13 protein-coding genes are annotated in these 14,723 nt (G+C 27.9%); 12 read left to right on the top strand and 1 reads right to left on the bottom strand.

Translation table 11 applies throughout. The features are described 5' to 3' along the window. Positions 1-5: 5 nt before the first annotated feature. From Q0733_RS12235 to Q0733_RS12285, 11 genes are all read left to right on the top strand, one after another. Positions 6-734, top strand: a complete 729-nt coding sequence (locus Q0733_RS12235) for a WecB/TagA/CpsF family glycosyltransferase (protein ID WP_298782535.1) — start codon at positions 6-8, stop codon at positions 732-734. Between the two features lie 119 nt (positions 735-853). Further along, positions 854-2,026, top strand: a complete 1,173-nt coding sequence (locus Q0733_RS12240; RefSeq protein WP_298782536.1) for a glycosyltransferase family 4 protein — start codon at positions 854-856, stop codon at positions 2,024-2,026. Positions 2,027-2,050: 24 nt separating this feature from the next. Next, on the top strand, positions 2,051-2,836 hold the full coding sequence (locus Q0733_RS12245; protein WP_298782537.1) for a polysaccharide biosynthesis/export family protein: 786 nt from the start codon (positions 2,051-2,053) through the stop codon (positions 2,834-2,836). Positions 2,837-2,845: 9 nt separating this feature from the next. Further along, the gene (locus tag Q0733_RS12250) at positions 2,846-5,164 is read left to right on the top strand and encodes a tyrosine-protein kinase domain-containing protein (protein WP_298782538.1); all 2,319 of its coding nucleotides are present in this window, start codon (positions 2,846-2,848) and stop codon (positions 5,162-5,164) included. 371 nt (positions 5,165-5,535) lie between these two features. Then, positions 5,536-6,360, top strand: coding sequence for a prephenate dehydratase (locus Q0733_RS12255; protein ID WP_298782539.1), 825 nt, complete (start codon positions 5,536-5,538; stop codon positions 6,358-6,360). After that, positions 6,357-7,499 (top strand): aminotransferase class I/II-fold pyridoxal phosphate-dependent enzyme, encoded by a 1,143-nt coding sequence (locus Q0733_RS12260; RefSeq protein WP_298782540.1) that lies wholly within the window; start codon positions 6,357-6,359, stop codon positions 7,497-7,499. Before Q0733_RS12255 ends, Q0733_RS12260 begins: the two co-directional genes overlap by 4 nt. A gap of 3 nt (positions 7,500-7,502) precedes the next feature. After that, positions 7,503-8,354 carry a prephenate dehydrogenase gene (locus Q0733_RS12265; RefSeq protein WP_298782541.1) on the top strand — a complete coding sequence of 284 codons (852 nt, stop codon included), beginning with the start codon at positions 7,503-7,505 and terminating at the stop codon, positions 8,352-8,354. Between the two features lie 20 nt (positions 8,355-8,374). Then, a complete protein-coding gene (locus tag Q0733_RS12270; RefSeq protein WP_298782542.1) occupies positions 8,375-9,457 on the top strand; it encodes a bifunctional 3-deoxy-7-phosphoheptulonate synthase/chorismate mutase type II in 1,083 nt (360 codons plus the stop codon). A gap of 163 nt (positions 9,458-9,620) precedes the next feature. Then, positions 9,621-10,586 (top strand): ribosome small subunit-dependent GTPase A, encoded by a 966-nt coding sequence (rsgA, locus tag Q0733_RS12275; protein WP_298782543.1) that lies wholly within the window; start codon positions 9,621-9,623, stop codon positions 10,584-10,586. A 3-nt stretch (positions 10,587-10,589) separates the two neighbouring features. Next, the gene (dtd, locus tag Q0733_RS12280; RefSeq protein ID WP_298782544.1) at positions 10,590-11,042 is read left to right on the top strand and encodes a D-aminoacyl-tRNA deacylase; all 453 of its coding nucleotides are present in this window, start codon (positions 10,590-10,592) and stop codon (positions 11,040-11,042) included. A gap of 83 nt (positions 11,043-11,125) precedes the next feature. Beyond that, a complete protein-coding gene (locus tag Q0733_RS12285; RefSeq protein WP_298782545.1) occupies positions 11,126-11,770 on the top strand; it encodes a YceI family protein in 645 nt (214 codons plus the stop codon). 701 nt (positions 11,771-12,471) lie between these two features. Here Q0733_RS12285 and rseP read toward each other — a convergent pair. Beyond that, positions 12,472-13,824, bottom strand: coding sequence for an RIP metalloprotease RseP (gene rseP, locus Q0733_RS12290; protein WP_298782546.1), 1,353 nt, complete (start codon positions 13,822-13,824; stop codon positions 12,472-12,474). A gap of 171 nt (positions 13,825-13,995) precedes the next feature. Here rseP and Q0733_RS12295 point away from each other — a divergent pair, with 171 nt between their 5' ends. Beyond that, complete coding sequence (locus tag Q0733_RS12295; RefSeq protein WP_298782547.1) at positions 13,996-14,676, top strand: SCO family protein; 681 nt, start codon at positions 13,996-13,998, stop codon at positions 14,674-14,676. Positions 14,677-14,723: the final 47 nt, after the last annotated feature.

Here is a 14,723-nt window from a genome sequence, read left to right on the forward strand (position 1 = left end):
TCTGAATGAATTTAAGAAAAATTATAGATGATCATATTTTTACAGAAGACTTGTCTACAATTAACCTAGAAGAGAAAAAGGTGATTAACACTGTTAATCCCCATTCATATTGTGTTTCAAAAACAGATGATGCTTTTTCACAGGCTTTGTTAAATAGTGATATTTTATTACCCGATGGGTCAGGAATTGTACTTGCAACTAAGATTTTAAGAGGCAAAACAATTAACAAGATAGCAGGTGCTGATATTCATAAGCATTTATTAGAATATGCTGATAAGAATAATAAAAAAGTATTTTATTTAGGTGCCGCTGAATCTACTTTGAAATTAATTAAAGAAAGGATTTCAAAAGAATATTTAAATATAAAAGTTGAAAGTTACTCCCCACCATATAAGTCAGTTTTTTCAGAAGAGGATACATCTAAAATGATTTCTAAAGTAAATGATTTTGAACCAGATATTTTATTTGTAGGTATGACAGCTCCAAAACAAGAAAAATGGGTAGCGTCAAATAAAGATAAATTAAAGGCAACAATAACTGTTTCTATTGGTGCTGTTTTTGATTTTTATGCTGGAACAGTTGAGAGATCAAGTCCTTTTTGGATTAAAATAGGTTTAGAATGGCTACCTAGATTAATTAAAGAACCAAAACGCTTATGGCGTAGAAATTTTGTTTCTACACCATTGTTTTTGTGGTTTTTATTTAAAGCAAAATTTAAAATTAATCAAAGTTAATATTAAATTAATATAAAAAATATAGTTTTTTTAAGATTAAAAAACTATATTTGGTTTGTATTTATTATTGAAATAGATATTTTATCGTAAAATTACTAACTAATAATCCCCCCGTTATTATGTATGCAATCCCCAATGCAATTAATCTAAGTTTAGATTTTGGCTTTTTTTGGCCATTTATTACTTTCTTTTTAGCTTTTTTTATTTCTTACATTTCTTATCCAGCCATTATTAGAGTCTCTAAGATGAAAAAATTGGCAGAAAAACCAAATTGGAGAAGTGTTCATACAGAGCGAATTCCTAATTTAGGAGGTGTAGGTATTTTTATTTCATTAAACTTAATTATTACTTTTTTAGGTAATTATTTAGGTGATGAGAACTTATTAACACTTTTGGGAGCCGTAACTATTTTGTTTTTTATTGGTTTAATTGATGATTTAATAGGTTTAAAACCTTTACAAAAAATTTTAGGCCAAGTAGTAGCCTCATTAGCTGTAATTTTAATTACAAATTTACGTGTCGAAAATTTTTATGGATTTTTAGGATTACATGAGTTGCCTTACCTAATATCTGTAGGTTTTACACTTTTTGTTTTTGTTTTAATTATAAATGCATATAATTTAATAGATGGTGTGGATGGATTAGCAGGTAGTTTTGCCGTAACAATTAGTTTGTTTTTTGCAATTTTCTTCTTTGCAAATGACAATAACTCATTGTTCTTTTTAAGTATTAGTATTATTGGTGCATTAATTTCTTTTCTAATATTTAATTTTTCTAAAAAAGAAAAAATATTTATGGGAGATACAGGGTCAATGGTATTAGGCTTTTTATTAGCCTACCAAGCATTAAATTTTTTAAATGTAAGCTTTAATCCAAGTTTTGTAATCCAAAGTGTAAAATCTCCTATATATATATTAGCATTATTTAGTTTTCCGCTTTTAGATGTAATGAGAGTTTTTTCAGTAAGATTATTAAAAAAGAAGAGCCCATTTTCTGCAGATAAAAATCATATTCATCATGTGTTTTTAGATTTTGGTTTAGAACACTGGAAAATATCTGCCTTAGCATCAGTTTTTACAGTATCAATGGTGTTTACAGTATTTATTTTTAATGATGTAAGTAATTTAAAACAAGCAGTTTTTCTTTTTGTTTTATGGATTACTTCAATAATTATAGTGAACAATTTAAAATTAATTAATACCTTGAGAAAAAAATCTAAGAAAAAGTCAAAAACTAAAAAAGTTAAGCTAGATGTAGTCTCTGGAATTGTTAATTTAAGAGATTTGGCTTAAGAAACTATTTCAATTAGGTGTTAAATGTCCATATTAAAAAAATCGAAGATTAAATTTATTTTATTGTTAATTGTTTTGTTTTGCATGTTCTCTTGTGCATCAAAAAAAGGAGTATTGTATTTTCAAGATTCCTCAAATATTCAAGACAGAAAAATTGAGTTTAAAGACCCAAAAATACAATCCAATGATATTATAAATATTAAAGTTTCTGCTTTAAATCCTGAATCTGTTGTTCCGTATAATATTGAAAATAAAGTTACTCCAAGCTCAAGTTTTATTGATATTTTAAAACTACAAGGCTACCTTGTTACCAAAAACGGAGATATTGTTTTTCCAGTATTAGGTAAAATAAAAGTTGTAGGTCAAACAACAACTGAGTTAGAAGATAAAATAAAAAAGTTATTGATTGATGGGCAACACGTAATTGATCCTGCTGTAAGTGTAAGGCTATTAAACTCTAAATTTACAGTTTTAGGAGATGTGCAAAAACCTGGCACCTACTCAAGCACAGAAAACAAAGTAACACTTCTTCAGGCACTTGGGTATGCAGGCGATTTAACAATAAATGCGTCTAGAAAAGACCTTCTAATTATTAGAGAAATTGATGGGGTTCAGCGTACAAAAAGGATAGATTTAACGACTACAGATTGGTTTAATAGTGAGTTTTATTACATCAAACAAAACGATGTAATAGTTGTAAACCCTAATTCAAACAAAATTAAAAGCTCAGGTTTTTTTGGTAGTGCAAGTACTGTTATGTCTGCAATATCATTGGCATTAACCGCTATTTTAATTGTAATTAGTAAATAAGGTTTTAAGATGAAAGAAAAACCTTTTTTTGAACATAAGAGAAAAGAAACCTTTAACTTTAAGCAAGAACTTTTTAGGTATCTTAAAAATTGGAAATGGTTTTTATTATGTATTGTTCTTTTTGTAATTGCTGCTTTTTATTCAATAAGATATAGCCCAATTATTTATGAAACAAATGCTAGAATAAAAATTATCAATCAAAAGATAAATGAAATTGAACTGCCAGGAAATTTAAATTCACTTTTTGAAGATTCTAAAGTAAATTTAGAAAATGAAATCGAAATTTTAAAATCCTATAGAATTCTTGAACAGGTTTCCAAAAAATTAGATTTAAATGCTAGATATTACATAGTAAATAAAATAAAATCTACTGAAGTTTGGGGATTACCTATAACTGTTTACGCCACTGATTCTCTAAAATTATTGCCAACCTCTGGAGAATATTTTATAAATGTTTTAGAAAGTGGTTATATAATTAAAGATGCAGAAAATAATGAATGGGAAATACCTACTCATAATTTAAATACATCTTTTAAAAACCTTCCTTTTTTAATAAATTTTGATAAAAGTAAACCATATAAAAGGTTAATTGGTAAACAAATTAAAGTTCGTTTTTTTTCAATAAAGGAAGCTACATTAAGATTGTTACCAGGTATAAGAGTTGAGCAGGTAGGTAAAAATAGTGAGGTTTTAAAATTATCTTTAAGAAGTGAAAGTAGTAAAAAATCTGAAGCTATTTTAAATGAAATTATTACGCAATTTAATCAAGATGGTGTAAATGATAGGCGATTAATTTTTCAAAGAACAATCGATTTTGTAGATGAACGATTTGAATATTTGAGTATAGAATTAGATTCTATTGAAAATAGAAAAAAACAGTTTAAAGAAGTTAATGATTTATCCAATATAGATTTAGACACAGAGTTTACTTTATCAGACAAATCAAATTCTAATGCAGAAAAAGTTAATTTAGAAACTCAATTAGAAGTAGCAAAAATTTTAAGAAAAACGCTTTCAAATCAAAGTAATTCTAAATTATTGCCAGCTAACATTGGTCTCGGAATTTCAGGTATAAATGATCAAATTAATTTATACAATAGTAATGTATTAGAATTAAAAAAATTAAAAATTAGTGCTGGAGCAAATAACCCTATTGTAATTAATTTTAATAGAGATATTAGTAATTTAAAAAACAGTATTCTTTCTTCAGTAGTATCTTATCAAAAAAAATGTGAATCCTCTCTAAGAAATATTAGAGTTGTTGATAATAAAAATAAAGGTTTTTTTCACGCATTGCCAAGTAAGGAAAAAGTATTAAGAGAAATAGAAAGGGATCAAAGTATTAAAGAAAATCTATTTATTTTTTTGTTGCAAAGAAGAGAAGAAGCTGCAATAAACTTAGTAATAACTGCACCCACATTAAAAGTAGTTGATTATGCAATTACTAATTTAATACCAGTATCTGAAAGTCCGAAATTATTGTATTTAAAAGCTATTATAGCAGGGTTAGTTTTTCCATTTATAGTGTTTTATTTAATCTTTTTTATTGATTCAGCACTTTATTCCAAAGAAGATATTTTAAAAAGATCTAGAAATACTCAAGTTATTGGAAGTATTCCATATTCATTCGGAAAAAAAATATTTAACGGTTTAAATGACGACTCTCTCTTGTCTGAAGGTTTTAGAGTTTTAAGAACAAATGTTCGGTTTGAGTTTAAAAAACAAAACCCTATTGATCATGCAAAAATTATTATGGTTACTTCATCAAAAAGCAATGAAGGAAAAACATTTTGCGCAATAAATTTGGCAATTTCTTTTGCAGCATTAAATAAAAAAGTATTGTTAATTGAAACAAATTTTAGAAATCCAACAATTAAAAAACAATTAAAAACAAACATTAATTTAGATAAAGGTTTGTCTAATTACCTTAAAGGTGAAGAGGAAAATTATAGTGCTTTAATTAAATCTTTTAATATTAAAGAAACATTTATTGATGTTTTAAGTGCTGGAACAATACCAAATGCTCCTGCGGAATTATTGTCAAACGGAAAGTTAGAAGTTCTCTTAGAGCTATTAAAGAAAGATTATGATTATATAATTACCGATACCCCTTCAACATCTTTAATTACGGATACTCTTTTAATTTCAGATATTGCAGACCTTACTTTATATATAACAAAAGAAGGTTTCACAGAGAAGAAATTAATCTATTATTCAGAAGAATTGATTTTTAATAAAAAATTAAAAAATGTATATTATGTATTAAATCATGTAAAAGCAAAATCCTTTTCTAAAATAAAATATGCGAAAAGAAAAGCTATTAGTTAGGATAGCGCTTAAGAGACTTGGTTTTAGATTTACACCTCTTTTATTGTAAAAAAATAATAGTTTTATCTTTTTTTAATTATAAATTACAGGTTGATTTATGGTTTTTATTAAGAAATATTCAATATAAATAACACATTTTATATAATTCGTAAATTTTTACAAACTTCATCAATTATATTTGTAAAATCCAATTTAATCTTTAGATTTGCCTACTAAAGACAAAACAATTATAATGTTAAATAACAATTTTACACGTTTCTATTTTTACTTTTACTTTTTTAGTAAAAGAAGAGACTTTGTATTATGTTGTTAAGAAACATTTAAAATATATAAAGTCTCGAATTTACTTCGAGGCTTTTTTTTTGATATAAATGAATAAAATTATTGCCATACAAGGAGCAGAAGGCTCAAACCATCATAAAGTTGCACAAGACTTATATGGAACGTCAATTCAGTTAAAAGAATGCATGTCTTTTGATGTTTTGGTAGATAACCTATTAGAAAGTTCTGCAACTTACGGGGTTATGGCTTTAGAGAACACAATTGCAGGTTCAATTATACCTAATTATGCATTAATTGATAATAATAATTTGCATATTGTTAGCGAACATTACTTGAATATTCATCATCATCTAATGGCGTTAAAAGGTCAAAAAATTGAAGATATTAAAGAAGTTTGGTCGCACCCGATGGCGTTGTTACAATGTAAGGAGTTTTTTAAAAAACACCCTCATATCAAGCTAGTGGAAGATGTAGATACGGCAGAAGTAGCTAAAAGAATATCAAAAGAAAATTTAGTTGGTATTGCAGCAATAGCACCAAAAATTGCTGCAGAAATTTTTAATTTGGAAGTTGTTGAAGATGAAATTCAGACTATAAAAGACAACTCAACAAGATTTGTAATTGTACAAACCCATCAACCAAAAGAAGATACAACTGTAAATAAAGCAACAATTAAGTTTCAATTAAGTCATAAAAGAGGAAGTTTAGCTGCCATTTTAAATGCCATGAGCGATTGTAAAATGAATTTAACAAAGATTCAATCTTTACCAGTAATTCAAACTCCTTGGAAATATTCTTTTTTTGTAGATGTTACTTTTGATGATTATAATACTTATAAAAAAGCAATTTCTTTAATTGAAATTATGGCAGAAGAATTTAAAGTATTAGGAATATATAAAAACGGAAGAATATGATAAAGCCAGCAAAAAGATTAAAATCCGTTAAAGAATATTATTTCTCTATAAAGTTAAGAGAGGTAAGACAGTTAACTGCAGCAGGAAAGCCAATTATTAATATGGGAATTGGCTCTCCAGATTTGCAACCACCATCACAAGTTCTAGAAGCGATTTCTAATAGTTTAGGTGATGCAACTGCCCATAAATATCAATCATACCAAGGTTTACCTGAGTTAAGAGAAGCAATATCTGGTTTTTATAAAAACAAATTTTCTGTAGATACAAATCCAGAAAGTGAGGTTTTACCACTAATGGGAAGTAAGGAAGGAATTATGCATGTTTCTATGGCTTTTTTAAATGAAGGCGATAAAGTTCTGATTCCAAATCCTGGTTATCCAACATATACATCAGTAACAAAATTAGTAGGTGCAGAGCCACTTTTTTATAATTTGAGTGATGCAAATAATTGGCAACCTAATTTTGAGGAGTTAGATAAATTAGATTTAAGTGATGTAAAAATAATGTGGGTTAATTATCCGCACATGCCTACAGGAACCAATGCAACATTAGAAACATTTGAAAAGTTGGTTGCTTTTGGAAAAAAGCATAATATTTTAATTATAAATGATAATCCATATAGTTTTATTTTAAATGATAAACCTATTAGTATTTTACAAGTTAAAGGTGCAAAAGACATTGCCTTAGAGTTAAATTCTTTAAGTAAAACCTTTAATATGGCAGGCTGGAGAGTGGGAATGTTATTAGGTAATGCAACCTACATTAATGAAGTCTTAAAAGTAAAATCTAATATGGATTCTGGTATGTTTTACGGAATTCAAAAAGGAGCAATAGAAGCTTTACAATTGTCGGATGATTGGTTTATCAATCAAAATAAAATATACCAAGAGCGCAGAAATTTAATTTGGCAGTTAGCTGATAAATTAGATGCTACTTATAGCAAAAATGCAACAGGTTTATTTGTTTGGGCAAAAATACCAAAAGGAAAGAAATCTGAAGAAGTTACCGATGCAATTTTGTATGATAATGATATTTTTATAACACCAGGAACAGTTTTTGGATCTCAAGGAGAAGGTTATATTCGTTTTTCATTATGTGTAACCTCTGAAATTATTAAAGAAGCAATAGCAAGATTATAAGTTATGAAGAATATATATATGATTGGTATTGGTTTAATTGGTGGTAGCTTTGCTATCGATATTAAGCAGCATTATCCAGAAGTTATTATTCATGGAATTAGTAGAAAAGATGAAACCTTAAATAAGGCTTTAGAGTTAAATTTAATTGATAAAAAAGCTACCTTAGATGATATTGTAAATGCAGATTTGGTAATTGTGTCAATTCCTGTTGATGCAACAGTAAAATTATTGCCAACTATTTTAGATAAAATATCAGATACAGGTTTGGTAATTGATGCAGGTTCAACAAAAGAAGCAATTTGTAAAGCAGTTGAACATCATCCAAAAAGAAGAAATTTTTTAGCATGTCATCCAATTGCAGGAACAGAAAATTCTGGACCAACAGCAGCCATTTCTGGCTTATACGTTGGAAAAACGAATATTATTTGCGAAGTAGAAAAAACAACTTTTAAGCTTCAAGAAAAAGCTTTAGAGCTTTTTAGAGCGATTGGAATGCGTATTCGTTACATGGATCCAGTTTCTCATGACAAGCATATTGCGTATGTTTCGCATTTATCTCACATAAGTGCTTTTATGTTGGGTAAAACGGTTATCAATAAAGAAAAAAATGAACGCGATATTTTTGATATGGCTGGTTCAGGATTTGCATCTACAGTGCGTTTGGCAAAAAGTAGCCCAGCAATGTGGACACCAATTTTTAAACAAAATAAAGAAAACGTAATTGAAACGTTAGAAGAATACATCAGTAATTTACAGCAATTTAAAGAGTTGATGGTACAAGATGATTTTGAAGAAATTTTTAACGAAATGGAAAGTACAAATCATATAAAGCAAATTTTAAACGGCATAAAATAAAAGCCAAAACAAGTAGAAAGATGAAGAATACAAAAGAATTAAGAACATGGTTGGATGACATGAAATTAGAGCATCCACTAGTAATAGCAGGGCCTTGTAGTGCAGAAACCGAAGAACAGGTTTTAAAAATTGCACACGAATTAAAAGATTCTGATGTAAACTATTATAGAGCAGGAATTTGGAAACCAAGAACAAGACCAGGAAATTTTGAAGGTGTTGGAGCACTAGGTTTAGGTTGGTTAAAGAAGGTAAAAGAAGAAACAGGTATGAAAACCTGTACAGAAGTAGCAAACGCTGCACATTGTAAATTGGCGATTGAAAATGATGTAGATTTATTATGGATTGGTGCACGTTCTACAGTTTCTCCTTTTATTATGCAAGAAATTGCAGATGCTTTAGAAGGAACAGATAAAATTGTATTGGTAAAAAATCCAGTAAATCCTGATTTAGCTTTATGGTTAGGGGGTATTGAAAGATTATACACTGCAGGAATTAAAAATCTTGGAGCAATTCATAGAGGTTTTTCAACATACGAAAAAACAAAATATAGAAATACGCCAGAATGGCAATTGGCAATTGAGTTTCAAAACAAGTTTCCAGACTTACCATTAATTTGTGATCCATCTCATATTACAGGTAACAGAGAAATGATTTTTGATGTTTCACAAACTGCACTAGATTTAAACTTTGATGGATTAATGATAGAGACTCATTTTGACCCTGATAATGCTTGGAGTGATGCTGCACAGCAAGTTACACCAACAAAATTGAAGCAAATAATGGATGATTTAAAAATCAGAAAAGAAACAAATACTGAAGCAGAATATACTAATTCTTTAGATAATTTACGTGCTCAAATTAATGTAGCTGATGATCAGTTAATTGAGTTATTAGGAAAAAGAATGAAAGTTTCTGATCAAATAGGTGCCTTAAAGAAAGAGAAAAACGTAGCTGTTTTACAGTCTAAACGTTGGAATGAAATTTTAGGCAACATGATTTTAGAAGGTGAAAGAAGAGGTTTAAGTGAAGAGTTTGTTTTAAAAATGTTTAAAGCAATTCATCAAGAATCTATCAATCATCAAGAAAAAATTATAAAAGGATAGAGTTTTAGTAACAAAATTAATATTTCCAGACCCTTTAAGTTTTAAAACTTAAAGGGTTTTTTTATTTCTATCTTAATTACTTCTGAATATAATTTCACTTAAAATTTAAAATCACTTTAACTGACATTGTCATTTTTATATAAAATTCTGCATCTTTGTAGTAATGACAGGAATCGTTTATAAATCTACAGGAAGTTGGTACTGGGTAAAATCCGAAAATGGTGATATACATCAATGTAGAATCAAAGGAAAATTTAGAATAAAAGGTATTAAAAGTACCAATCCAATTGCTGTTGGCGATAAAGTAGTTTTCGACTTAGAAAAAAAAGGCGATGAAGAAATTGGAGTGATAAAAACTATTTTAGATAGAGATAATTTTATTGTTCGTAAATCTGTAAACCTTTCAAAACAAACGCACATTATTGCTGCAAATATCGATCAAGTTTTTTTATTAATTACCATTAATAATCCACCTACATTTACCACATTTATAGATCGTTTTTTAGTTTCTGCAAGAGCATATAGAATTGATGTTATTTTAGTTTTTAATAAAATAGATTCTTATGAAATTGAAGAGAGAGCAGAGATTCTATATTTAAAAGATATTTATGAAGCTATTGGTTATAGATGTATACAAGCCTCATCAACCCAAAACATTAATATTAACAAAGTAAAAGAAATGATGTTGGGTAAAACATCAATGTTTGTTGGTCATTCTGGGGTTGGAAAAACAACTTTAGTCAATGCAATTGAGCCTAATTTAGATTTAAAAACGAAAAAAATTTCTGATCAACATAAACAAGGTCAGCATACAACAACGTTTGCTGAAATGTTTGATTTAAGTTTTGATGCTAAAATTATTGATACACCAGGAATTAAAGGTTTTGGTGTTGTTGATATTGATAAATACGAATTAGGTGATTATTTCCCAGAGTTTTTTGCACTAAAACAAGATTGTAAATTTAATAATTGTATTCATACAAAAGAACCACATTGTGCTGTAAAAGAAGCTTTAGAGGCAGAAGAAATTTCTTGGTCTCGTTATAAAAGTTATTTGCAAATTTTAGAGGGAGAAGAAGAAACAGAGCATTTTAGAACCGATATTTGGCATGAAGATGATAATGAATAGTTTATGAAAATTGTTATTCAAAGAGTAAGTTTAGCAAGTGTTACTGTTGATCAGAAAAAAGTAGCAGATATCAATAAAGGGTTGTTAATTCTTTTAGGAATTGTTGCTGACGATACTCAGCAAGATATAGATTTCTTGGTAAGAAAAATTGTAAATCTTAGAATTTTTAATGACGAAAAAGGAGTAATGAATACATCTCTTTTAGATATTGATGGAGATGTAATTGTAGTTAGTCAGTTTACGTTACAAGCGTCAACCAAAAAAGGAAACAGACCTAGTTATATTAAAGCAGCTAAACCAGAAGTAGCAATTCCTTTGTATAAAAGTTTTGTTGGATCCTTAGAAAAAGAAATGGGTAAAAAAGTGCAAACTGGTATTTTTGGAGCGGATATGAAAGTAGCGTTATTAAATGATGGGCCTGTAACAATTATTATAGATTCTAAAAATAAGGAATAAGAAAAATCTATTAAATATTTTCCAGGGAAAATAAATTGAATGTATATTTGTTAGAGATAAATAACTTTAAAAAATAAAAATAAATGAAAAAAATAATTTTATCATTAGTAGTATTAGCATCAGTTTTAACTGCTTGTAAAAGTGAGAAAAAAGAAAAAGTTGAAGTAAAAGATGCTGTTAAAATCGAAACGAATGTAGCAGAATTAAATAATGTTGATACTGTAACATCGGTTTTAACTTGGAAAGGAACTAAGCCTACAGGTGCTCATGATGGTACAGTTGCTATAAAAAGTGGAGGTTTATTAATTGAAGACGGTAAGTTAACCCAAGGTCAGTTTATAATTGATATGACAACCATTACAAATTTAGATTTGGCTGGTTCTGATGGAGCTAAAAATATAGAAAAGCACTTAAAAAATGAAGATTTCTTTAATGTAGAGGTGTATCCAACCTCAAAATTTGTAATTACTAAAGTTGAAGAAGTAGAAGGAAAATTAGCAGTTACAGGTAATTTACAAATTAAAGAAATCACAAAAAGTATTACAATTCCTGCAACTATTTCTACTGAGGCTGGAGTGACTGCTTTTAAAAGTGAAATTTTTAATGTAAACAGAGCAGATTTTAATATAAAATATAAATCTAAAAGTTTCTTTTCTGTAGACGAGTTAAAAGATAAATTTATTGATGACTTAATAGAAATGTCTTTTGAAGTAAAAACAAAGATTTAAATTAAATTTTATAAAGCAAAAAAAATCAAGACTTGTCTTGATTTTTTTTGCTTTATTCTGTAGATATTAGGAAAGGGTTAGAAAAATAGCCCTTTAATTTTCATTTTAAATATTGATATATAGTATTTTAGCATCATAATCAAATGTTAACTAACTGATGAAAGCTTGTCCCAAATGTAAGTCTGTGTCAAGGCACAGAATGAAAAGGAAAAACTTAGTTAGATTAATACCAGGTACTAAAGCTTATGCATGCGATAAATGCAATTCTCAATATACCTGGGTCCCCATATTTAATTTATCATTAAGAGTTTGAAAAAGTTTCACTTTAAAAAGTGAAACTTTTTTGTTTTAAATTGTTAAAAATTCAAAACACCTAATTGTAAATTGTAGTTGCTATGGTTATATACAAGAAAGGAGATAGGGTGTTTTTCCTGTTGTAAAACAATTGTTTTGAGGGTATTTTAGCATTCTAATTAAACCATTAACTAACAGATGAAAGCCTGCCCCAAGTGTAAGTCTGTGTCAAGACACAGAATGAAAAGGAAAAACTTAGTTAGATTAATACCAGGTACTAAAGCATATGCATGTGATAAATGCAATTTACAATATACTTGGATCCCCATATTTAATTTATCATTAAGAGTTTAAAAAAAGCCTTACTTCTAAAAGTAAGGCTTTTTTTAAACTCTTATTTTTTAATGTTATTTAAACAATCTAAAAATATCATTACCGTTTGCAAATAGTAATAAAGCAATTAAAAGTATAAAACCAGTTACCTGCGCATATTCTAAAAATTTATCACCTGGTTTTTTCCCTGTAATCATTTCCCATAGAGTAAAAACTACATGTCCTCCATCTAAAGCAGGTATTGGTAACAGGTTCATAAACCCTAACATAATTGATAAGAATGCTGTAATGTTCCAAAAAGATTCTGCACTCCATTCATCAGGAAAGATACTACCAATTGAAATAAAGCCGCCTAAACCTTTATAAGCACCAGTACTAGGATTAAAAATTTTCTTTAATTGTTTAACGTAATCTGTTAGTGTTTTCCAAGATTTATTTAATCCTGCTGGTATAGCTTCCGCAAAAGAATACTCTACATCTGCTAAATTATAATAGCCTAATTTTTCTAAATCTTTATAAGGTAACGGAGAAAAAGCAACACCAAATTTACCTTTATCGGTAACATTAAGTTTGATGTTTTTTATTTCATTTCCTCTTTTTATAGTCACATTTACTTCTTGATTTTTATATTTTAATAAAATTTGTTCTGCTTCATCAAAATATTTTAATGTTTCACCATTGATTCCAATAATAATATCTTTTGTTTTTAAATTTGAATTCAAGTTTGGAGAATCAGCTGATATTTTACCAATAGTAAAAGGGTATCTAGTATGTAAAATAGGACCAGCATCTTTTCCTCTATCCATTAACTGAGAGATAAAGTCTTCCGGGATTTTCTTATCTAAAATTGTGCCATTTCTATCTACCTGATAATTATTTCCGTTGATAAATTCTAAAGATAAACTAGAGAATTTTTTCACTTTTTCACCATCAACAGTTAAAATTTTATCTCCAGTTTTTAAACCTAAATTCATAGCTAAAGAATCTTGTACCCAAACTCCATCTTTAGCATTTACACTTTCATTTGGTAGATATTGTTCACCATAAGCCCACATTAACATTATGTATATGAAAATACCTAAAACAAAGTTTACAAAAACTCCGCCTAACATAATTATTAAACGTTGCCATGCTGGTTTTGAACGGAATTCCCATGGTTTAGAAGGTAAGGCCATTTGTTCAGTATCCATACTTTCGTCTATCATACCAGATATTTTTACATAACCTCCTAAAGGAATCCAGCCGATACCATAAACAGTTTCTCCTATTTTTTTCTTAAAAAGTGAAAATTTATAATCGAAAAATAAATAGAATTTTTCTACTCTTGTTTTAAATAACTTTGCAGGGATAAAGTGCCCTAATTCGTGCAAAACAATTAATAAAGATAAACTTAAAATAAATTGTGATGCTTTTATTAATATTTCCATTCAGTAAAAATCATAATTAAAATGGCAGCAAATGTACGTTTTTCAATAGAGTTCTAAAAGTATAAAGCTTGCTTGATTTTTCTTTTTAACAAACATTTTTGTTTACTTATGTTATTGCTTCCTTTTTTAGAGTGATTTTAAGTCGTAATTTTGCATTATAAACTTATTTAAATGGAGTTAAAGTTTTTTAAAAAATCAATACCCACCTTAATTTTTTTAGCAATTTTTTCTGCAATTTCTATTCCTGTTTTTTATAATTTATTAAAGGTTGATAAAAAATTGAAAATTTATAACCCTGCAGATGTAAATCCTAGATTGGTTGATAAATCTTTAAAACACATAACTAAAGATCATACAGTTGCAGATTTTGAATTGATTAATCAGAATGGAGAATTCATTACCAATAACAATTATAAAAATAAAATTTATGTTGCAGATTTCTTTTTTACACGCTGCCAAAATATTTGCATTATGATGGCATTTAATATGCACGAATTACAAGAATTTTATAAAAATGATGACGATATTATGTTTCTTTCACATTCAGTAACACCAACTATTGATAGTGTATCTGTATTAAAAGAATATGCAATAAATAAAGGTGTTATAGATGGTAAATGGAATGTAACAACAGGTCATAAAAAGCTTATTTACGAGCTAGCAAGAAAAAGTTATTTTGCTGTTATTGAGGATGGTGACGGTGGAGAAAACGATTTTATTCATACAGAGCAATTTGTTTTAATTGATAAAGAAAGACGTATTCGTGGTTATTATGACGGCACAGAAAAAGAAGAAATGGAAAAATTAAAAAATGACATTGCTTTGTTAAAGGAAGAATATACTACAAATTAACTTGTTTAGAATCATTCTAAATTTTATCTTTGCCTACCAAAAAACAT

It is taken from the genome of uncultured Polaribacter sp., assembly GCF_947500975.1.
Lineage (GTDB): Bacteria > Bacteroidota > Bacteroidia > Flavobacteriales > Flavobacteriaceae > Polaribacter.